This window comes from Cellulomonas sp. WB94, assembly GCF_003115775.1.
GTDB lineage: Bacteria > Actinomycetota > Actinomycetes > Actinomycetales > Cellulomonadaceae > Cellulomonas_A.
In genome coordinates this window covers 1,063,796-1,083,973 of sequence record NZ_QEES01000002.1, presented here as the reverse complement: position 1 = coordinate 1,083,973, position 20,178 = coordinate 1,063,796, and the positions used below count along the sequence as shown (strand labels likewise).

The 20,178-nt window shown below is 74.2% G+C and carries 24 protein-coding genes; 15 read left to right on the top strand and 9 right to left on the bottom strand.

From position 1 onward, the window contains the following. Positions 1 to 4 precede the first annotated feature (4 nt). The gene (locus tag DDP54_RS06185) at positions 5 to 991 is read left to right on the top strand and encodes a hypothetical protein (protein ID WP_109131007.1); all 987 of its coding nucleotides are present in this window, start codon (positions 5 to 7) and stop codon (positions 989 to 991) included. A 19-nt stretch (positions 992 to 1,010) separates the two neighbouring features. Here DDP54_RS06185 and DDP54_RS06180 read toward each other — a convergent pair whose 3' ends face one another. The 5 genes from DDP54_RS06180 to DDP54_RS06160 all read right to left on the bottom strand — a co-directional run bounded on the left by DDP54_RS06180 (position 1,011) and on the right by DDP54_RS06160 (position 4,765). Beyond that, on the bottom strand, positions 1,011 to 1,379 hold the full coding sequence (locus DDP54_RS06180) for an STAS domain-containing protein (protein WP_109131006.1): 369 nt from the start codon (positions 1,377 to 1,379) through the stop codon (positions 1,011 to 1,013). A gap of 175 nt (positions 1,380 to 1,554) precedes the next feature. Continuing rightward, entirely contained in the window at positions 1,555 to 2,277 is a 723-nt protein-coding gene (locus tag DDP54_RS06175; protein ID WP_109131005.1) for a GAF and ANTAR domain-containing protein, read from the bottom strand. 61 nt (positions 2,278 to 2,338) lie between these two features. Next, entirely contained in the window at positions 2,339 to 3,064 is a 726-nt protein-coding gene (locus DDP54_RS06170; RefSeq protein ID WP_109131004.1) for a GAF and ANTAR domain-containing protein, read from the bottom strand. A gap of 59 nt (positions 3,065 to 3,123) precedes the next feature. Continuing rightward, positions 3,124 to 3,741 (bottom strand): histidine phosphatase family protein, encoded by a 618-nt coding sequence (locus DDP54_RS06165; RefSeq protein WP_109131003.1) that lies wholly within the window; start codon positions 3,739 to 3,741, stop codon positions 3,124 to 3,126. A 64-nt stretch (positions 3,742 to 3,805) separates the two neighbouring features. Then, positions 3,806 to 4,765, bottom strand: coding sequence for a TetR/AcrR family transcriptional regulator (locus DDP54_RS06160; RefSeq protein WP_109131002.1), 960 nt, complete (start codon positions 4,763 to 4,765; stop codon positions 3,806 to 3,808). A gap of 93 nt (positions 4,766 to 4,858) precedes the next feature. On the opposite strand from DDP54_RS06160, the gene DDP54_RS06155 reads away from it, so the two are divergent. Both DDP54_RS06155 and DDP54_RS06150 read left to right on the top strand, forming a co-directional pair. Continuing rightward, a complete protein-coding gene (locus tag DDP54_RS06155; protein ID WP_109131001.1) occupies positions 4,859 to 5,839 on the top strand; it encodes an ABC transporter ATP-binding protein in 981 nt (326 codons plus the stop codon). Beyond that, complete coding sequence (locus DDP54_RS06150) at positions 5,836 to 6,570, top strand: ABC transporter permease (RefSeq protein WP_109131000.1); 735 nt, start codon at positions 5,836 to 5,838, stop codon at positions 6,568 to 6,570. Before DDP54_RS06155 ends, DDP54_RS06150 begins: the two co-directional genes overlap by 4 nt. Positions 6,571 to 6,596: 26 nt before the next feature. Here the strand turns inward: DDP54_RS06150 and DDP54_RS06145 are convergent, their stop codons facing one another. Then, positions 6,597 to 7,352: a Sir2 family NAD-dependent protein deacetylase gene (locus DDP54_RS06145; RefSeq protein WP_109130999.1), complete on the bottom strand. Its 756-nt coding sequence runs from the start codon at positions 7,350 to 7,352 to the stop codon at positions 6,597 to 6,599. Between the two features lie 91 nt (positions 7,353 to 7,443). Between DDP54_RS06145 and DDP54_RS06140 the strand changes: the two genes are divergently transcribed. Next, entirely contained in the window at positions 7,444 to 7,944 is a 501-nt protein-coding gene (locus DDP54_RS06140; RefSeq protein ID WP_158274466.1) for a methyltransferase, read from the top strand. A 10-nt stretch (positions 7,945 to 7,954) separates the two neighbouring features. Next, a complete protein-coding gene (locus DDP54_RS06135) occupies positions 7,955 to 8,458 on the top strand; it encodes a DUF2231 domain-containing protein (RefSeq protein WP_109130997.1) in 504 nt (167 codons plus the stop codon). A 12-nt stretch (positions 8,459 to 8,470) separates the two neighbouring features. Here DDP54_RS06135 and DDP54_RS18125 read toward each other — a convergent pair whose 3' ends face one another. Beyond that, on the bottom strand, positions 8,471 to 9,076 hold the full coding sequence (locus DDP54_RS18125) for a hypothetical protein (protein WP_109130996.1): 606 nt from the start codon (positions 9,074 to 9,076) through the stop codon (positions 8,471 to 8,473). 124 nt (positions 9,077 to 9,200) lie between these two features. Here DDP54_RS18125 and DDP54_RS06125 point away from each other — a divergent pair, with 124 nt between their 5' ends. The 10 genes from DDP54_RS06125 (at position 9,201) to DDP54_RS06080 (ending at position 18,289) form a co-directional block, all read left to right on the top strand. After that, on the top strand, positions 9,201 to 9,881 hold the full coding sequence (locus tag DDP54_RS06125) for a response regulator transcription factor (protein ID WP_109130995.1): 681 nt from the start codon (positions 9,201 to 9,203) through the stop codon (positions 9,879 to 9,881). A 29-nt stretch (positions 9,882 to 9,910) separates the two neighbouring features. Continuing rightward, complete coding sequence (locus DDP54_RS06120) at positions 9,911 to 11,164, top strand: HAMP domain-containing sensor histidine kinase (protein ID WP_197711327.1); 1,254 nt, start codon at positions 9,911 to 9,913, stop codon at positions 11,162 to 11,164. 108 nt (positions 11,165 to 11,272) lie between these two features. Next, positions 11,273 to 11,704, top strand: a complete 432-nt coding sequence (locus DDP54_RS06115) for a hypothetical protein (protein ID WP_109130993.1) — start codon at positions 11,273 to 11,275, stop codon at positions 11,702 to 11,704. After that, positions 11,697 to 12,149 (top strand): hypothetical protein, encoded by a 453-nt coding sequence (locus DDP54_RS06110; RefSeq protein ID WP_146192370.1) that lies wholly within the window; start codon positions 11,697 to 11,699, stop codon positions 12,147 to 12,149. The genes DDP54_RS06115 and DDP54_RS06110 overlap by 8 nt, the downstream gene beginning before the upstream one ends. Beyond that, positions 12,146 to 13,147 (top strand): FAD:protein FMN transferase, encoded by a 1,002-nt coding sequence (locus DDP54_RS06105; RefSeq protein ID WP_109130991.1) that lies wholly within the window; start codon positions 12,146 to 12,148, stop codon positions 13,145 to 13,147. Before DDP54_RS06110 ends, DDP54_RS06105 begins: the two co-directional genes overlap by 4 nt. Next, a complete protein-coding gene (locus DDP54_RS06100; RefSeq protein ID WP_109130990.1) occupies positions 13,140 to 13,880 on the top strand; it encodes a ferric reductase-like transmembrane domain-containing protein in 741 nt (246 codons plus the stop codon). The genes DDP54_RS06105 and DDP54_RS06100 overlap by 8 nt, the downstream gene beginning before the upstream one ends. Continuing rightward, positions 13,877 to 15,181 (top strand): NADH-ubiquinone oxidoreductase-F iron-sulfur binding region domain-containing protein, encoded by a 1,305-nt coding sequence (locus DDP54_RS06095; protein ID WP_109130989.1) that lies wholly within the window; start codon positions 13,877 to 13,879, stop codon positions 15,179 to 15,181. Before DDP54_RS06100 ends, DDP54_RS06095 begins: the two co-directional genes overlap by 4 nt. After that, on the top strand, positions 15,178 to 15,444 hold the full coding sequence (locus DDP54_RS06090) for a ferredoxin (RefSeq protein ID WP_109130988.1): 267 nt from the start codon (positions 15,178 to 15,180) through the stop codon (positions 15,442 to 15,444). Before DDP54_RS06095 ends, DDP54_RS06090 begins: the two co-directional genes overlap by 4 nt. Positions 15,445 to 15,567: 123 nt before the next feature. Then, on the top strand, positions 15,568 to 17,154 hold the full coding sequence (locus tag DDP54_RS06085; RefSeq protein ID WP_109130987.1) for an alkaline phosphatase PhoX: 1,587 nt from the start codon (positions 15,568 to 15,570) through the stop codon (positions 17,152 to 17,154). A gap of 163 nt (positions 17,155 to 17,317) precedes the next feature. Next, positions 17,318 to 18,289: an FAD:protein FMN transferase gene (locus DDP54_RS06080; RefSeq protein ID WP_158274465.1), complete on the top strand. Its 972-nt coding sequence runs from the start codon at positions 17,318 to 17,320 to the stop codon at positions 18,287 to 18,289. On the opposite strand, the gene DDP54_RS06075 is transcribed toward DDP54_RS06080, so the two are convergent. Beyond that, on the bottom strand, positions 18,290 to 19,420 hold the full coding sequence (locus DDP54_RS06075; RefSeq protein WP_109130985.1) for a sensor histidine kinase: 1,131 nt from the start codon (positions 19,418 to 19,420) through the stop codon (positions 18,290 to 18,292). Further along, complete coding sequence (locus DDP54_RS06070; RefSeq protein WP_158274464.1) at positions 19,392 to 20,063, bottom strand: response regulator transcription factor; 672 nt, start codon at positions 20,061 to 20,063, stop codon at positions 19,392 to 19,394. Before DDP54_RS06070 ends, DDP54_RS06075 begins: the two co-directional genes overlap by 29 nt. Positions 20,064 to 20,178: the final 115 nt, after the last annotated feature.

The following is a 20,178-nucleotide window of genomic DNA, read 5'->3' as shown; positions in this document are numbered from 1 at the left end:
CCGCATGACGGCCAACAGTGCCGACTCGCGCGCGTGGCTCGCGTGGTTCACGCCGTTCGGCTGGATCGACCACCTCCAGCCGTTCGGGGCGAACCGGGTGGTCGTCCTGGTCGTCCCGCTCGCCGTCGTCGCCGGGCTGGTCGCGTGCGCCGTGTGGCTGCGCACGCGTCGTGACTCGCAGGCCGGTCTCGTGGCCCAGCGCGCCGAGCGCCCGACGCGGGCGTGCGGACTGACCAGCCCGCTCGCGTTCGCCTGGCGCGCCAACCTCGGGACGCTCGTCGGCTGGGCCGTCGGCCTGACCGTCTGGAGCCTGATCGCCGGTGTCCTGATCCCCAGCATGAACGGCTTCATCGAGTCCGACCCGTCCTACCAGCGCATCCTGGCGGTCATGGGCATGGACGTGACCGACCTGACGAACGCCTTCGTCGCGATGCTGGCGACGATCGTGGGCGTCGCGCTGGCGGTGTTCGCCGCCTGGCGGATCGGTGCCGCGCGGGCGGAGGAGGCCTCGGCGCGCCTCGAGCTGATCGTGACGCGGCCCGTCCTGCGCCGACGCTGGCTCGCCGGTCACATCCTGCTCCTGGCCCTCTCGGTCCTGCTGCTGGCGACCGTCTCCGGTGCGGCCACGTGGGCCGGGGCGGCCGCGGCGGGCTCGGACCTGACCGCGAGCGACTCGCTCGCGGCCGTGCTCAACACCCTCCCGGCGGTGGTCGTGTTCGGTGGCCTCGCGGTCCTGGTCCTCGGGCTCGCGCCCCGCGCGACCGTCGGCCTCGTGGCGTCCGCCGCTGTCCTGGCCTACGTGCTGCAGATCGTCGGGCCCGCGCTGGACTGGCCCGAGGCGGTCGTCGCCGTCTCGCCGTTCCGGCACCTGGCACTGGTCCCGGTCGACTCGTTCGAGCCGGGCTCGACCGCGGTGCTGCTCGTCATCGGCATGGTCGCGGCCGTGATCGGCACCGTCGCCTTCGAGCGCCGCGACCTGGTCGGCGCCTGAGCAGCTCAGAGCCCGCGGCTCACCTGATCGGCCAGCGTCGCGGACCGGCCGCCCTGCCGGTCGATGAGCCGACGACGTGGAGAGGTCCGAGGGCCGCGCGCAGCGTCGTGAGCTCGAGCAGCTTCAGGACGGCGACCGAGGGCCCGCGCAGCGACAACCGTCTGCCGAGACTGGCCTGCGCGCCGAGGAGGGCGCCGAGACCCGCGCAGTCCACGAACGACACGCCCGACAGGTCCACGACGACCTCACGTGCCGGGTCGTGGGCGGCCCGCGCGATCCGGGCGCGAACCCAGGATGCGCTCGCAAGGTCCAGCTCACCGACCACGCGGACGACCGACACCCCGTGCCAACCGTCGTCGGGCGTCGGGCCCGTCGCACCACTGCTCATACCGTCCGGCTTCCGCTCGCATGCAGGCGATCCACGCGCTACCGGGTCCGGGGCAACACAGCGGGTGACTCATCAGGTGAGACTCTGGGCGTCGTCGACGCGCTGCTCAGGCGAGCATTCGCGATCCACGGCGACCGCGCCGAACATAGCGCGGCGGCTCCCTGCCGAGCAAGGGTCAGGCGCTCCCGACCGTGCGCAGGTCGAGCGACTTGTCGATGACGCTCCTCGCGACGACGGACAGCGTCATGCCCGTGCTGCGGGCGTGGTGACGCATCTGGTTGAACGCCTCGTCGACGCTGAGGTCGGCACGCGCCGACAGGACGCCCTTGGCCTGCTCGATGAGGATCCGGCTCTGCAGCGCCGTCTGCAGCTGCTCGGAGAGCCGCACCTGCTCGTAGTGGGTGCGCTCGTTGAGCAGCCCGATCGTGGCGATGTCCGCCATCGCCTGCCCGACGGCGATGTCGTCCTCGCTCAGCGGCACGGCCTTCTCGGTGAAGATGTTGAGCACGCCGATGATCTGCCCGCGCAGCCGCATGGGCAGCGCGTGCGTGGCGCGGAACCCGGCCTCGACCGCCACGGGCGTGAAGCGCGGCCAGCGCTCCATCGCGTCGCTGAGGTCGACGTTCGTGATCGGCAGACCGGTCGTGAAGCACTCGCGGCACGGGCCCTCGGCCACCTGCAGCTCGAACAGCTCGACGAGGCGGGCACGCTCGAGCGTCGAGGCCATGAGCTTCAGGTCGCCGCGCTGGTCGGCGAGCATGAGACCGGAGGCGTCGGCGTCAAGGAGCTCGACCGTGCGGTCGGTGAGCGTCTGGAGCAGATCGACGACGTCGAAGTCGTCGACCAGGGTGTCGGCGAGCTCGACAAAGACCTCCGCGAGACGTTGCTGCGTGGTCATCGGATTCTCCTGAGATCGTCGGGACTCGTCCGTCCGGTGTGGCCGCCCGGGCCCGCTGTCATTACCCATTGTCGATCTCCCCGCCCCCGTTCGTGAAGTGCACGAGGCCGGCGACGACGTCATGAGCCAGCGCGACGATCGGTCGGTCGGCGGCGAAGGCCCGGGCGCGGAGCAGGCCGAGCGCCTCGGTGAGCGTGACGTCCGCGTGCACCGAGACGATGCCCGTGGCCTGGTGCACGGTCGCGTGGTCCTCGACCACGGGGATGAGTCCCGCCCCTGCCCCGTTCGCCGGGGTGCGGGCCTGGAGGTGCAGCAGGATCGCGGTGGCGGCATCGGCGTGGGCCAGGGCCTCGGTCAGCTCGAGGGACGTCAGAGCGCCCGGCTGGTCGCGGTACAGGTCGAGGACGCCGAGTCGGATGCCTCCGACCCGCAGCGGCAGCGCGAAGACGGCACCGATGCCGGCCTCGAGCGCCCCGGCGCTGAACCCGGGCCAGCGTGCGGGACCCGTCGTGGCCAGGTCCGGCTCCAGCACCGGGCGGCCCCACAACGACGAGTCCACGCACGGCCCCTCGCCGAGCGTGAACTGCAGGTCCTCCATGAGTGACGCGACGCGGTCGGTGACGGCGACCGTCCCGGCGGGTCCCGCGTCGGTCATCAGCGCGATGCCCGCACCGGAGACCGGGAGCGCGTCGGCGCACGCGTCGACGAGCCGCTGGGGGAGGGTCGTGGTCGCGGACACATCACCCGCGACACTCGCAAGGATCTGCGCGACGCGTAGGGACGACACTGCCGCTCACCTCGTCTCCGCGGGACCTCGAAGGTTCTCATTCGACCTTATCGCCGCAGCTACGCCTCGACACGGTGGACGGCCCGACCCTCCCAGGTCAGCGCGCGCCAGCCGGCGCTCGGGCTGCCCTCGAGGACGACCGCGCCGGTGTTGGCCAGCGCGTTCCTGGCCGCGAAGTCCGCCGTGACGTTCTCGGCTCGCGCCGCCGTCCACGTCCTGATGACCGAGCCGTGGCTCACGATCGCGGCGGTCCCGGCGCCCGAGGCGGCGATCTCCGCGACGACGGCGTCGTACCGCGCGAACACCTCGGCCCCCGACTCGGCCCCGGGCATCCGGGCGTGGAGGTCGCCCGAGCTCCAGGCGAACGACGTGGTGAGGTACGTCTGGACGGACGCCTCGTCGCCGAGCATCTCGAGCGAGCCGGCGCGGACCTCGCGGAGCCCGTCCCGGATGCGGATCTCGAGGCCGAGGAACGACGCGAGCGGTGCCACGGTCTGCTGGGTGCGCAGCAGCGTCGAGGCGTAGAGCACCTCGATCGGCTCCGCGCCCAGCACGCCGGGCAGGGCGGCTGCCTGCTCGAGCCCGAGGCCGGTCAGCCCGGCGCCCGGCTCGTCGGTGTCGAGCAGCCCGGCGACGTTGGAGCTGGTCTGGCCGTGGCGGACGAGGATCAGGCGCATGGCTCCATCTTCCCGCATCGCGCGCGGCCGGTGGCAGGACCGAGGGCCGGCTCGGGCGGTCCGGTCAGGGTGCCAGCAGCCGTGCGACGAGGCGTCCGCCGGCTGACGCGACGGTGCGCGGGTCGTCGGTGATCGCGGCGAGCATCGCGGAGACGTTGCTGACCGCGAGGAGCCCGAGTGCCGTGTCGAGGTCGTCGCGCGTCACGCCCGGGGTCGCGGTCTCGGGCGCGTCGGGCTCGCTGCCCTCGCTGCGGCTCCGCGCGAGCCGGTCGTCGCGCACGCGCTCGGCCAGTGCGTGCAGCGAGGCGTCGAACAGTGGGCCGAGGTCGTTGCGCGCCTCGGGGTGGCGGACGGCGTAGGCCAGCATCTCGAGCGCGAGCAGCATCGACGGGTCGTCGCCCGTGGCCGCGACGCCTGCCGACAGCTCGTCGGCGAGACTGCCTGTGGCGGGGCCGGCGACGGGCCCGGCCGGGCGGTCGCAGTCGAGGCGCTCGCGGGCGAGCGCAACGAAGAGGTCGCTCTTCGACCCGAAGTGCGCGTACAGCGCGCCCTTGGTGTAACCGGCCTCGGCGGCGATGTCGCCGACGGAGGCGCCCTCGTACCCGTGCGCCGCGAAGACCCGCCCGGCTGCGGCCAGCAGGTCGGTGCGAGTGCGGTCGACGCGGGCTCGGCGCCGCTCGTCGGCGCGCTGCCCGCCGGACCTGCGCTCGACCGTCTCGGAGGCGTCAGCAAGACCTCGTGCCGCGTCGCGCAGGCTCGTCGCGATCGCGTCGCCGAGCTCGGTGCTGACGCTCGCGAGCTGGTTGCCGAGCAGCTTGGTGAGGGCCTCGGTCGCGTCGGCGATGGCGCGGGTCGCGGCGCCGACCGTGTCGTCGTCCGGGCGCGCCGGCTGGTCGTCGCGCCCGGTGCCGCTGCGCCCCGTGTCGTCGCGCCCGGTGTCGCTGCGCCCCGTGTCGTCGCGCCCGGTGTCGTCAGGCCGGGTGTCGTCAGACCGGTGGTGGTCGTGCCAGCTGGAGCGTGCCATGCGGAGATCATACGCCGAAGAGCTCTTCTATATACCAGGCGGTATCTGCTACGTTCTGGCATATACCAACCGGTACGTCGACAGGAGACAGTCATGGAGCCGAGCGCCGTGCTCAGCATCCGCGGGTTGAGCAAGAAGTACCCAGGACGCCGGGGCGTCCAGGCGAACGACGGGATCGACCTCGACGTCCTGGCCGGTCAGGTCGTCGGCCTGCTCGGTCACAACGGTGCGGGCAAGACGACTCTCGTCAACCAGGTCGTGGGCCTCGTGCGCCCCGACGCGGGCTCGATCCGGCTTGCCGGCATCGACGCGGTCGCCGACCCGGACGGGGCCCGGCGCCTCGCCTCGATCCAGGCGCAGGCCAACGTCCCGATCACGGGGCTCACCCCGCGCACCGCGATCCAGCTCGTCGGGCGCATCCGCGGCGGCAGCCGGCGTGCGGTCGCCGAGCGCACGCAGCGGCTCATCGACATCCTCGACATCGGGAGCTGGGCCGACATGCCGTCGCAGAAGATCTCCGGCGGCATCGCGCGGCTGACCGCGTTCTGCATGACCGCCGTCGTGCCCGGCCGCATCGTCGTGCTCGACGAGCCGACCAACGACGTCGACCCCGTGCGACGCCGGCTCCTCTGGGACGCGATCCGTACCCTGGCCGACGACGGCGCCGGGGTGCTCCTCGTGACCCACAACGTGCGTGAGGCCGAGCGCGTCGTCGACCACCTCGTCATCCTCGACCAGGGCAAGGTCCTCGCGGCCGACACCCCCGCGGGTCTCGCGGCGTCGACCCGCGGAGTCCTGACCGTCGAGCTCGACCTGGCTCCCGGGCTCGCCGGTGGTGGCGTCGGCTGGCCGCCCGGCGTGACGGAGACGAGCCGTGAGCGCCTGCGCGCGGCCGGCACGGTGCCGGCCGACCTGGCCGCCGACGTCGTGCGCTGGGCGCAGGCGGAGGTCGACGCGGGCGCCGTCGAGCGGTACGCGCTCACCGCGGCGTCCCTCGAGGACGTCTACGTGCGCCTCGTCGGGTCCGACCGCGGGGCGACCTCTGCCGAGCCCGAGCTGGCGGTCGTGGCATGACCGCCGTCCGTCAGGGCCTCCTCCTGCTCCAGTGGCAGCTGCGTCGCGGGTCGACCGTCATGCCGCTGCTCGTCGTCGTCCAGATCGGCATGGCCGTGGCGACCGTCGTCGGCTACGGCCTCCTCGTCGGCGACCCCACGCCCGACGTCGGTCTCTACCTCGCGACCGGCGCCCCGACGATCACGCTCATCACCGTGGGCCTCGTGCTCGCGCCGCAGATGCTGGCCCAGGCCAAGACCGAGGGCAGCCTCGACTGGATGCGCACGCTCCCGGTACCGCGCTGGACCTTCCTCGCGAGCGACCTGCTCATGTGGACGATCATCGCGCTCCCCGGGATGGTGCTCGGCATCGTCGCCGGCGTCGTGCGGTTCGACGTCCAGCTGTCGATCGCGCCGTGGCTCGTCGGGTCCGCGCTGCTCGTCTCGCTCACGTCGGCGTCCGTCGGGTACGCGATGGCAAGCGTCCTGCCGCCCATGCTCGCGGCGCTCCTGACCCAGGTGCTCGTGTTCGTCGTCCTGCTGTTCTCGCCCGTGAGCTACCCCGCGTCGCGCATGCCCGAGTGGCTCCAGCACGCGCACGCGTACCTGCCGATCGAGCCGATGGCGCAGGTCGTGCGGGCCGGGCTCGCGAACGCCGACTTCTCCGTGCCGGGCCGCTCGGTCGTCGTGCTCGGCGTGTGGTGCGTCGTGTCCGTCGGTGCGGCGCTCGCCGCGCTGCGTCGGCGGGCCTGAGGCCGGCGCCGTCAGCCCGGCGCCCGTCAGCCCGTCGTCAGCAGCTCCTTGACCAGGTCCGGCAGCGCCTCCTGGATGGGGCGACGGTCCACCCGGTCGGCCATCCGGTCGAACGGGGTGGGCTGCGCGTTGACGACCAGCACGCGCGCACCCGCCTCGGCAGCGACCGCGGTGAGGCTCGCCACGGGTTGCACCGTCAGCGTCGAACCGACTGCGACGAACACGTCGCACGACGCCGCAGCCTCGACCGCGGCATCGAGCACGTCGCCCGGCAGGGCCTCGCCGAACATGACGACGTCGGTGGCGAGCGGACCACCGCACGTCGCGCAGTGCGGGTCGGGGTCGACGTCGAGACGGGCGAGGACGTCCGCCGTGCGCTCGCGGGCATCGCAGCGCAGGCACCGCGTCCAGGTCAGGCTGCCGTGCAGCTCGAGCACGGCGGCCGCGCTCGACCCGGCCCGCTGGTGCAGACCGTCGAAGTTCTGCGTGCAGATCGCGGCGAGCAGGCCGGCCCGCTCGAGGTAGACGAGGCTGCGGTGCGCGGGCGTCGGCCGGGCGTCCCACACCGGGCTGTCGCGCCACATCTGCCAGGTGCGTCGTCGGATGTCGGGGTCGGACACGTACGGTCTGCGCTCGAGGAGCCGCGCGGCCTGCGGGTCGCGGGTCCACACGCCCTGCGGCCCGCGGAAGTCGGGGATGCCGGAGTCGGTCGAGATCCCGGCGCCGGTCAGCACCGTGACCCGCGGTCCGCCCGTCCCCTCCGGTCTGCTCGTCGGTTGCACGGGATCGACCGTACGCCGCGCCGAGCGGGCTCAGCTGCCGCGTAGCGTGGGGCAGGTGTCGTCCCCCGAGCGGAGAGCTGGTCGAGTGCGGGTGCCTGACGACCGCGTGGTCGCGCGCCTCCTCGTCGCGGGCCAGGGCCTGCTGCTCGTCCTGCTGCTCGTCGTGCCCGGACGCGGCGGCTGGGCGGTGCCCCGGCCGCTCGCCGTCGTCAGTGGCGTCGTCGTGGCCGTCGGCCTCGGGATCATGGTGGCCGCCGGAACGGCACTCGGTCGCGGGCTGACCGCGACACCGTTGCCGAACGAGCACGCGCAGCTGCGCACGAACGGCCTCTACCGGTTCGTCCGGCACCCCATCTACAGCGGCCTCCTGCTCGCGTCGGCGGCGTTCACGGTCGGGACGGGCAGCGTGACCCGGCTCGTGGTGCTGGTCGTGCTGGTCCTGCTGCTCACCCTGAAGGCGCGGTGGGAGGAGGTCCGCCTCGCCCGGCGGTTCGACGGATATGCCGCGTACGCGGCCACGACGCCGCGATTCGTCCCGGTTCGGCTGCGCCGTTCACCCGGCCGTCGCGCCGACGACGCGACCCTGACGTAGGTTGCTCCGCATGTTCGACACCATCGCGGGGCTCCCGCTGCACCCCCTCGTCGTCCACGCGACCGAGGTGATCGTGCCCGCCGCTGCCCTCGCGCTCCTGCTCGCTGTGCTCTGGCCGAGGTTCCGCCGCTGGGCGGGTTACCTGCCGCTGGGCCTGTCGGTCGTCGCGGTCGTCCTGGTCCCGCTGTCGACCGAGTCCGGCGAGGCCCTCGAGCACCGCGTCGGGGGGAACGGCCTCATCGAGACCCACGCCGAGCTCGCCGACGGGCTGCTGCCCTGGGTCCTCGCGCTCGCGGTCGTCGCGTTCGCGCTCGCGGTGTTCCACCGCACGGACTCCTGGTCGCTCGGCTACCGCAACCTGACGTGGGTCCCGGTCGCACTCATCGTGGCCGGCGTCCTCGTGGCCGGCGGGACGACCGTGCAGGCCGTGCGGGTCGGTCACAGCGGTGCGACCGCTGTGTGGTCCGGTGACGTGGCGTCGCCGTCGTCGTCCGGCGACAGCGACAAGGGCTGATCAGCCGATCTTCTACCGGACGCCGCTGGTCGGCTCGTCGGCGTCGGTGTCCTGCGTGGGGACACCGTCGATGCAGTGGGCGTGGACCGTGGTCTCAGCGTCGTGCTGGCGGAACGCGACCTCGAGCTCGTCCGACCCCGCGTGCTTCACCTCGACCGTCCAGCCGTCGAGCGGGGTGGCGTAGAGCAGGCGCAGGACCGGCCCGGTGCAGCTCGCCCCGACCTGCCCGCCCGCGACGTCCCAGGTCCGGGCGACCTCGGCCGGCGCCGGCGCGGGGGGCGGCGTGGCGGGCGCGCTGGGGGCCGGCGCGGTCGACGGCGTCACGGTCGGCAGGGCCGACGGCTCTGCGTCGGGGGTAGCCGCGGGGGACTGCGGCGCGGCCGGGGTCACGGCGGGCGTCGCGCTCGTCAGGGCCCGCTGCGCGGCGAGCTCGGCGGTGACCTGCGACTCGGCCAGCACGCGGTCGCGCGCCGGTCCCTGCTCGTTGCTGATCACCCCGACGGCCCACGACGTGACGGCACCCGCGACGAGCACGGCCAGCGCCCACGCGAGGACGACGACCACCCGCGACGCGCGGGGCACGACCGGACCGTCCTCGTCGACCGCGCGCTGGGGCATACCGGCATCGTGCCGCACCTGTGCGTGAAGGCGGGGTAAAGGGACCGACAAGGTCCGCGGACGACGGGCGCGGCCGTGGGCGTGCTCCCCCCGCCGCCGGCTCCGAGGGCTTACCGTCCGTGGTGTGGCCGACGTGCTGATCATCGAGGACGACGCAACGATCCGGACGGCGCTCGTGCGCGCGCTGACGGCCCGTTCGCACTCGACGATGACCGCCCCGACCGCGATGGCCGGGCTGCAGAGCCTCGTCGCGGCCCGGCCCGACGTCGTCCTTCTCGACCTCGGCCTGCCCGACCTCGACGGCGCCGCGCTCCTCGCGATGATCCGGGCGGTCAGCGACGTCCCGGTCATCGTCGTGAGCGCTCGCGACGACGGCGCCGGCATGGTTGCGGTGCTGGACGCCGGCGCCGACGACTACCTCGTCAAGCCGTTCGCCGCCGACCAGCTCGACGCGCGGATCCGTGCCGTGCTGCGGCGCTCCGAGCCCGGCAAGGCGCCCGGGCCGATCACCGTCGGAGGGATCGTCATCGACGCGCGCGCCCGCTCCGCGACCCTCGACGGTGCGGCGCTCGACCTCAGCCCCAAGGAGTTCGACCTCCTGCTCTACCTCGTGCAGCGCACGGGCGAGGTCATCGGCAAGCGCGAGCTGCTCGCCAAGGTGTGGAACCAGCCGTACGGGGGTGCCGACAAGACCGTGGACGTGCACCTGCACTGGCTGCGACGCAAGCTCGGTGAGAGCGCCGACGCGCCGCGCTACCTGCACCGGGTCCGTGGCGTCGGCGTGAAGCTCGCGCCACCGACATGAGGCGGCTCCTCGTCTGGTACGGGCTCGCCATGACATCGATCGTGCTCGTGGCGTTCCTGGTCCCGCTCGGGCTCCTCGCGCGCAGCCTGGCGCAGGACCGCGCGCTGTCCGCCGGCCGGCAGGACGCCCAGAGCGTGGCGGTGTTCGCGGGCGGCACCGCAGCCGACGACGTCCGGCTGGAGGCGGCGGTCCTCGCGGTCAACGGTGACGCACGACGCACGACGGTCTTCCTGCCGGACGGCACGCGCGTGGGGGCGCCCGCGGAGCTGTCGCCGTCGACCGACCTGGCCGCCGTCGGGCGCGCGTTCACGGCCCGCACCGCGGGTGGCGTCGAGGTGCTGCTCCCGGTCGGGGGAGCGGACGGCGTCGCGGTGGTCCGGACGTTCGTGCCGGACGACGAGCTGACGCAGGGCGTCCGGGAGTCGTGGCTGGTCCTCGCGGGCGTCGGCGTCGTGCTCATCGGCGCGACCGTCGTGGCCGGTGACCGGATCGCGGCGCGCCTCTCGCGGTCCGTCCTGGACCTCTCCCAGGTGGCTGGTCGCCTCGGCGCGGGCGACCTGACCGCGCGGGTGGAGCCGTCGGGACCCGCCGAGGTCGCCTCCGTCGGCCGCGTGCTCAACGAGCTCGGCGCCCGCGTCGCCGGGCTGCTCGCGGACGAGCGCGAGCTCGTCGCGGACCTGTCGCACCGGTTGCGGACACCGATCACCGCGCTGCGGCTCGACGTCGAGATGCTCGACGACTCCCCAGAGCGCGAGCGGCTGACCGACCACATCGACGACCTCGTCGGCGCGGTCGACGCCATCGTCTGGACCGCCCGGCACCCCGCGCACGACGCGCCGGCGAGCCGCTGCGACGCCGCGTCGGTGGTCGCCGACCGAGCCATGTTCTGGGGGGTCCTGGCCGCCGACCAGGGCCGAGACCTGCGCGTCACCGTCCCGGATGTCCCCGTCGAGGTTCGGGTGAGCGCCACGGAGCTCGGGGCGGCGCTCGACGTGCTGGTCGACAACGTGTTCAGCCACACCCCGGTCGGGACGGGCTTCGCGCTCGAGGTGCAGGCCGCCGGTGGGCCCGGCGGGGGACCGGCCCTGGTCGTCGTCGAGGACGACGGTCCCGGCCTTGCCACGCTCGACCTCGCCGAGCGCGGGCGCAGCGGCGCAGGGTCGACCGGGCTGGGGCTCGACGTCGCGCGCCGGACGGCCGAGCGCGCGGGCGGCCGACTGACGCTCGCGTCCGGAAGGTCCGGTGGTGCCCGGATCGTCCTGGAGCTCCCGGGCGGGCCTTAACCGAGCCTTAGCGGTGACTTGCCGCGACCCTCACCCCGGTGCCGCGACAGTGGCCGGGACGCGAGAGCCGCGCCACGCCGCCACGGCGGAGTCATCGGGGGACCAACCATGAACCGGAAGAGCCGCACCGTCGTCGGGATCCTCACAGCAACGGTCCTCACGGGCGCCGGGGTCGCCACCATGGCGAACGCCGTGGCGACCGCGCAGCCCTCCGCTCCGGCGGTGTCGGTCGAGACGTCCTCGCCGCCGGCCTCGCCCACCGGGCTGCCCGCGGACCAGCAGCGCACGGAGCAGCTCGCGCGGTCGGTCGACGACCTGGTCGCGCAGATCGGCGTGCTCGAGCAGGCGGTCGCGGCAGGGACCCCGACGCCGAGCCCGACGCTGCGGTCCGGACGGGACGGGTCGACGGACGACCCGACGGCTGAACCTGAGCCCGAGCACACGACCGCGCCCCCGCAGGTGGGGACGGCACCCACCGACGACCTCTCCGATTCCCACGAGTCCGAGTCCCAGGAGCCGGAGGAGCCGTCGGATGACTGAGTCCCGGGCCCTGCGGCGCAGGGTGACCGCGCTCGCCATGATCCCCGCGACGGCCGGGGTGTTCGGCGCGACGGTCGCCTGGGCGAGCGCGCACGACCCGCTCGCCGCAGCAAGCTCGGCGACCGCGTCGGAGTCGGCGCTGCCGCAGGCTTCCCCGACTGCCGAGGCGGTCGTTCCCCAGGCGGCGGTCGACCAGCGTCTCCTCGAGCTGAACCGCCAGGTCGTGTCGGCCGAGGCGCGCATCGCCGAGCTGCGGGCGGCCCTCGCTGCGCAGGCCGCGGCGGCAGGTGCGGCCGCCGCGTCGGCCGCTGCGGTACCGGCTCCGGTGGCCGCTGCACCCGCGCCTGCCCCGGCGCCTGCTCGCGCAGCCCCGGCCCCCGCGCCCGCCGCTGCCGCCCCAGCCCCGCCCCCGCCCGTCAACGTCGTGACCAAGGCCTCGAAGTGACCGTGGTCCGCGACGCGCCGGCGCCGGCGACCCGTCAGCTCGCCACCGCTGCGTTCGAGGCGATGGCGAGCCCGATCGCGCTGACCGTCGTGGGGCCCGGCCCGGACGCCGCCGAGCGCCTGGACCGGGCCGAGCAGGTCGTCCGCGACGTCGAGCGCACCTGCTCCCGGTTCGACCCCACGAGTGCCCTCTCGCTCGCCAACCTTGAGCCCGACCGGTGGCACGACGTCCCCGTGACGCTCGCCGCGGCGGTCGCTGAGGCCGCCCGGGCGCACACGGAGACTGACGGTCTGTTCGACCCGCGCGTCCTCGACGTCCTGCTCGGCTGGGGGTACGACCGGTCGCTGCCGTTCGCGTCGGGCACCGTGGATCGCGGCCCGGCCGGCGTCCCCGACGTGAGCGGCCCGGACCACGACGCGATCCGGGCGCCGTGGCGACCCGAGATCGTGGAGACCGCCACGGGCTGGCGGCTGCACCTCGGCGGGACACCGATCGACCTCGGCGGCATCGGCAAGGGGCTCGCCGCCCGGTGGGCCGCCGCGGAGCTGGCCGGAGCAGGTGCGGGCTCTGCCGCGGACCTCGGCGGCGACTGCGCGTGCGGCGGCGCCGGCCCGGACGGCGAGAGCTGGCGCGTCGGTGTCGAGGACCCCACGGGGCAGTCCGAGCTCGTCCTCGTGCTGGACCTGACGGACACGGGCTGCGCGACGTCGTCGACCAAGCTGCGCCGGTGGCGGTCCGGCGGTGTGCCGGTCCACCACCTCGTGGACCCCCGGACCCGTCGTCCGGGCGGCGAGGGGCTGCTCGCGGTGACGGTGGTCGACCCGGACCCCGCGTGGTCGGAGGTCTGGAGCAAGTCGGTGTTCCTCGCGGGGGCGACGGGCGTCCGCGCGCGGGCCGAGGAGCTCGGCCTGGCAGCAGCGTGGGTGCGGGCGGACGGGACGGTGGGCACGACGACCGCCCTGGACGACCGCGTGATCTGGCGGCGCGGAGATGTCTGAGCCGCGGTCGGCGCTGGGGGTCGTGCTTGGCGCGGTCGTCGCCGTGATCGCGGGGGTCGCGGCCCTTGGGTTCGCCGCGTGGACCGCGATCGCCGCGATCGGTGGCACGTCACCCGTCCTGTGGGTGTTCGCCCGCGCGAGCGGTGTCACCTCCTACGTTCTGCTCGTCGCGCTGGTGGCGACCGGCCTCGTCCTGTCCCATCCCTGGTCACGCGGGCTCCGGCGGCCGTCCGCGCGGACCCGCCTCGGCCTGCACGTGTCGCTCGCGACGTTCACGCTCGTCTTCACGGTGCTCCACGTCGTGGTGCTCGCGACGGACCCGTGGGCGCAGGTCGGCTGGCGGGGTGCGGTCCTGCCGATGGCGTCGGCCTACCGGCCGGTCCCCGTCACGCTCGGCGTCATCGCGCTCTGGGCCGGCCTGGTGACCGGGGTGACCGCCCGGCTGGCCGGCTCGATCGCCGCCCGCGTGTGGTGGCCGGTGCACAAGGTCGCTGCCGCCGCGCTGGTGCTCGTGTGGGGGCACAGCGTGCTCGCCGGGACCGACGTCGTCGGCCTGCGCGGCTTCTACCTCGCGACCGGGCTGGCGGTCGTGGCGCTGGCCGTCACCCGGTACGCCGCGCGGACCCCGACCGACCGGGTCTCCGAGCTGAGCCGCGACCTCGACGCGCCGACGGCCGTCCACGAGGTCCGCGTGACCTCGCCGCGAGCGCGGACCGGGGGTGCGGTCCGATGACCGCCGACGCCCTCGCCCGGGACCGTCCGCGCGACACCCCGCGCACCCGCGCCGACGCGGCGGTCGGCTCGCTCCTGCTGCACCCCGTCCAGCTCGACCGCTCGGGCCCGGCCGTGCCCTGGGAGCGGGCCGCGACCGAGCTGCTGGACGACGTCTTCGACGACGTGGGTCCGCGGCCCCGGGGGACGGCCGAGCTGCTCGGCGTGATCGAGCGGCACGGCCTGACGGGCCACGGCGGCGCGCACGTCCCGACGGCGGCCAAGTGGCGTCGGGCCCTGCGCGCCGGGGGACCCCTCACGGTCGTCGCCAACGGCGCGGAGAGCGAACCGCTGTCCGCCAAGGACGCCACGCTGCTGCAGCAGCGCCCCCACCTGGTCCTCGACGGCCTCGCGCTGACCGCCGAGGCCCTGGGCGCGAGCCGCGCGGTCGTGTGGCTGCACGGTTCGGACGCGCCGACCCGGACGGCGGTGCTCGCGGCGGTGGCCGAGCGCCGCGCGGCACGCCTGGCCGAGCCGGTGCTCGAGGTGGTGACGGGTCCGACGCACTACCTCGCCGGTGAGTCCAGCGCGATCGCCCGGGCCCTGGCCGGCGGGCCGACCCTGCCGACCGCCCGCCGCGGTCCGAGCTCCGACCCCCGCGCGCCTCGCACCCTGGTGCAGAACGTCGAGACCCTCGCACGCCTGGCCCTGCTGGCGCGCGGGTACCCGCCGGCGCCGACGATGCTGCTCACGGTCCTGACCGGGGTCGGCCGCGACGTCCTCGAGGTCACGCGCGGGACGGCGCTCGTCGAGGTGCTCCGCATGACGGGTGCGCTGCACGGGCGCCCGCCGAAGGCCGTGCTGCTCGGCGGGTTCGGCGGCGTGTGGGTCTCGTGGCAGGACGCCGAGCGCCTGACGTTCGACGAGGGCCGGCTGCGGTCGGTCGGTCTCAGCGCCGGGGCCGGGGTCGTCGCACCGCTGTCGGCCGGGGCCTGCGGCCTGACGGAGACGGCCGCGATCGCCGACTACCTGGCGTCGATGAGCGCGCGGCAGTGCGGACCGTGCCTGTTCGGGCTGCCCGCCCTCGCCGAGGGTGCGCGCCTGCTGGCCGCGGGCACGGCGAGCCGTCGTGACCGGCTGCAGGTACGGGCAGACCTCCGCGCGGTCGCGGGTCGAGGGGCCTGCCACCACCCCGACGGTGCGACCCGGCTCATCGCATCGGCGCTCACCGTCTTCGAGCGCGACCTCGACCAGCACGCGCACGGGCGGCCGTGCGCGGGGTCGGCCGAGATCACGCTGCCCGTCCCGTCGGGTGACCGATGACGGCCCGCGGCACCCGTCGCCCCGCCGCACCGACCCGCCCTGCGACCGAGCTGCGGCTGCGCGTCGACCCCGTGGCGTGCGACGGGATCGGGCTGTGCGCGCACCTGGCCGCCGGGGTCGTCGAGCTCGACCGGTGGGGGTACCCGATCGTCTCGTCGGACCCGCTCCGCCGCGGCGACGTCGGCGATGCGCGTGCGGCCGTGCGAGCGTGCCCGCGACGCGCCCTGTGGCTCGAGACGGTGCAGCTCCGCGCCGTCACGTGATCCGCACCTGACAATTCGGTCAGTGTTCACGTAGCCGCCCCATCCCGGGAACCCGCGGGCGGCCGGCCCGGCGTTGACTGCCGCGGTCAGGGCGATCGGGCCCTGCTCTCGGGAGGTAGTCACATGAGTGCATGGCAGAAGTCCGGCTGGGTGGGAACGACGGTGACGCTCGTCGGTGCGGCGCTGGCCGCCGGCTCGTTCTCGGGCGCGTCGACCGTTCAAGGTTCCTTCGGCAACGTCGCGAGCGCGAACCCGCGCACCGGTGTCCAGAACAACGTGCTGAGCGCGGGCCTGACGCAGACCTCGGTCGCGTGGGGCTCCCTGCCGCTGACGAACCCGGACACCGCCAACGGCGTCACGTACTACGGCTACGACACGGCGAACGGCGGCTCGCTGACGCAGGACGCGCACGAGGCGTACAAGACCGAGCCCGACAAGAACGTCTACCTCGTGCTCAACGGTCACCACTACCTCTACCAGGGCCATGAGACCGGCCCGCGCGGCTACGTCACGCGCATCGACCTCGACCAGACGGACCCGGCCAAGCGCGTCTCCCTCGTGTCCGACGTCGACGCCGCGGGCGCCGCGCTGCCGACGTTCGACGGCATCACGTGGGACCCGTTCAGCCAGCAGCTGCTGCTCACGGCCGAGGCGAAGGCTCCCAAGGGTGGGGTGTGGGGCGTGACGCTCGACGCCGATGGCAACCCGACCACGGGCGCGGCCGTCGCACTGCCCGCGCTCGGCTCGGGCGGCTTAGAGGGCATCCAGAACGACGCCGACGGCAACGTCTGGCTGGTCGAGGACATCGGCGGGGCGAACGTCGCGGGCGCCAACGGCAAGAAGCCGAACAGCTACGTCTACCGGTTCGTGCCCGTGGACAAGGCCGACCTGACCAAGGGCGGCGCGCTCCAGGCGCTCCAGGTCGCCCGGGCGGACGGCTCGCCGGTCACCGCGAGCCAGCTCTCGGCCAACCCGTCCGACCAGGTCATCACCGACCTGCACACCTACGGCTCGACGTTCGCGACGACCTGGGTCACCGTGCACGACGGGACCGCGGCGTTCGACGCGACCGGCGCGGCGGCGACCGCCGGTGCGACCCCGTTCAAGCGTCCCGAGAACGGCGTGTTCCGGCCGGGCACCGCGTTCGGGGAGTTCTACTTCACCGAGACCGGTGACACGTCGGCCACCTCGACGCTGCCCGGCGCATTCGGAGCGGTCTTCCGGCTGGTCCAGTCGTCGCCGAGCGCGGCCACCGGCACGCTGAGCCCGGCGTGGGTCGGGGACGTGACGCACACGGGCTTCGACAACATCGCGTTCGCCGGCAGCGACCAGCTGCTCGTGGTCGAGGATGCGGGCGACGCGCTGCACCAGCAGCGCAACGCCCTCGACTCGGGCTACGTCGTGGACCTCCGTGGCAGCGACAACAAGGCCAAGAAGGTCACACGGTTCCTCGCCGAGGGGCGCGACGCCTCGGCGCTGTTCGACGCGACGACGAACCCCGGCTACAACGACGGGGACAACGAGATCACCGGCATCCACGTGTCCGACGGCGACCCGACGGTCGCGGGCATCCTCGGCGCGAAGACGCCGAAGCTCACGGATGGCTCGTGGCGCACGTTCTGGACCCAGCAGCACGGTGACAACGTCACGTGGGAGGTCTCCGTCGCGGGCGGCCGCCACGGCGACGAGGACCACTCCGGCAAGAGTTGACCTCAGCACCAGGCAGGACCGAACGCCCCGGCCACGCGGCCGGGGCGTTCGGTCGGCGGGCGCCTTAACGGTCCCTTAGTGGTCCGTTTCCATGCGCCTCACCCGGTCGGCGTCACGGTGGACGTCGGGCGCCACGACGCGTCCCCGAGCCGAGGGGTCCGCCATGCGCCCGACGAGTCGTTCTCCGGTGCCGCCCGGCACCGTCCCCCGGCAGGACGGTCGCCGCACCGCAGCGACGACCGGTGCCGCAGCGGCGATCGGCGGTCGCTTCGCGGTCCGCTCGCTCCAGGTCCGGTCCGATCCCGTCTCGCTCGCCGTCGTGGGTGCCGGCCCGTCGGCGTTGGCGTGCCTCGACCAGGCGGAGCTGGTGATCCGCGAGGTCGAGCGGTCGTGCTCGCAGGCCGATCCGTCGAGCCCGCTGTCTGTCGCCAACGCCACACCCGACCGGTGGCACACGGTGCCGGCGTCGCTCGCCGTGACCGTCGAGACCGCCGCGGCGGCGCATCGGCGGACGGGCGGGCTGTTCGACCCTCGATGTCGGGCCGACGCCGGTCGGCTGTGGTCGCCTCGCGTCGTCGAGGACGACGGACGGTGGCAGATGCACCTCGACGGGCACGCGGTCGACCTGGGCGGGGTGAGTCAGGGGATCGCCGTGCGCAGGGGCGCAGCCGAGCTCGCGGGGGCCGGGGAGGGTTGGATGGTTGATGTCGGCGGCGACGGGTGCTTCGCGGGTGCGGGGCCGGACGGCGACGGCTGGCAGATCGGCATCGACGACGCCGCTGGCGGGATGCGTCCGGTCCTCGTCCTGGACACGACCGATGCCGCCTGCACGACCTCAGCGACCCGCATCCGCCGTTGGCGGGCCGACGGTCGGCCCGCCCACCAGGTCGTCGATCCGCGCGTGGGGTGCCTGCGGGGCGACGGTCTGCGGTCCGTGACGGTGCTCGCGGCCGACGCCGCCTGGTCGGAGGCGTGGAGCAGGGCACTGCTCCACGCCGGCGCCCGGGGGATCCGGCAGCGAGCCGAGGCGCACGGCGTCGCGGCGGCGTGGCTCGGGCCGGAGGGTGCCGTCGAAACGACGCGGCTGCTCGATCCGCGCGTGGTCTGGCGCCGTCCGGTCAGCCGCTCGGCGTAGTCAGGCCGACCGTCGCGACAGGGTCGCGCCGCTGGTCTGCTCGACGTCGAGCACCGTGGGGACCACCGGCGACGGACCGCCGTCGGCCGGCGCGAGCGGCAACTGCAGGACGAGCAGCGCGCCGCCCTCGGGGGCGACGCCGGCGAGCAGCCGGCCTCCCCGTGCGGTCACGAGCCCCCGCACGAGACCGAGACCGAGCCCGGTCTGGGACAGCTCGTCGCGCGGGGGCTCGACCTCGTCGGCCGCCTGGTTGATCGCCTCGACCTGCTCGTCGGACAGGCCCGACCCCGAGTCGGCGACGCTGACCTCGAGCTGCTCCGCGCCTCGCGTGGCCGTCAGCCGCACGGTGTCGCCGTCGACCGTGTAGCGCAGGGCGTTCTCGATGAGCGTGTCGAGGCTCGCCCGCATGCGCTCGGCCGAGCCCCGGTACTCCCCGGCACGGGCGTCGACGACCCAGGTCCGGTGGGCGACCTGGGCCCAGCGCTCGACCGTCTGCCGCAGGAGCGCGTCCAGGTCGACGGGAGCGAGCTCAGCGCCGCCCTGCAGGCGGATCGCGCGCAGCAGCCGCTCCGTCACCCGCGTGAGCCGATCGAGCTCGTCGTCGATGACGATCAGGTCCCGACGCTGGTCCGGCTCCTGCTCGCGGGCCAGCAGGAGCTCGATGTACCCGCGCGAGATCGTCAGGGGGGTGCGCATCTCGTGGGACGTCAGGCGCGTCAGGTGCTCGCGCGCGCGGGCTTCCTCGCGTGCGCGCTCGGCCATCAGCGTGACCGTCGCGAGGGCGATCTGACGCCGGCGGACGTGCCAGACCATGAGGACCATCAGCAGAGACATCAGCGGGATCTCCGCTGTCTCCTGCCACGGGATCACGCCGGTCGCCGCGCGGACGACAAGCACTCCACCGGTGGCGAAGGCGCACAGCGCGAGCCCCGTGACCGCTCGGCGCAGCGGCCAGTTGCCGAGCCCGTACTGGAGCGCGAACGCCGCCCAGGCCACGTGGTACGGGATCGTCTCGTCGCCCGGCCAGATCCACATCAGCGCCGAGCACACGGCCGCGATGCCCAGCCATAGGTAGAACAGGTCGCCCCAGGGGGCGTCGCCGTCAGTCGCCGTAGAAGCAGTAGCCGACATTGCGGATCGTCTCGATCGGCGGGTCGGGGTGCAGCTTGCCCCGCAGTCGGCGCACGCACACGTCGATGACGTTGCTCCCGGGGTCGAAGTCGAGGCCCCACACGTCGTGCAGGAGCTCCTCGCGGCGGCACACCTCACCGCGCCTGCGCATGAGGTGGGCGAGGAGCGAGAACTCCCGCTCCGTGAGCGTCACCTCGTGGTCCCCGACGTGGGCACGACGTCGGTCCAGGTCCAGCCGGATGCCGCCCGCGGTGAGGAAACGACGGTCGGACTGCGGTGCCCGCGGTCCGGTGAGGTGGCGGCGGCAGCGCGCGATCAGCTCGACCAGGGAGAACGGCTTGGCCACGACGTCGACAGCCCCGCGCTCGAAGGCATCGAGCCGCGCGGCGATGTCCGTGACGCCCGACAGCACGATCACGGGTGTCACGTCGTGCCGCTCGCGCATCGCCGCCAGCACGGTGAGACCGCTGCAGCGCGGCATCACGAGATCGAGCAGCACGAGGTCGACCTGCTCGGCAGCGAGTCGGTCGAGGGCCGCGGCGCCGTCGTTCGCGGACACGACGCGGTGACCCTCGGACGCGAGCGAACGGGTGATGAGGGCGCGGATGCGCTCCTCGTCGTCCACCACCATGACCGTACTCATCGTGGTACCCCTCTCCCCTTCGTGAACATACGGGTCCATGTGCCGCGACCGCGGGAGCCGTATGGGTGAAAAGTTCTCATCTGCCACAGAACGGGACGAAAGGCCGTTGCGGCCG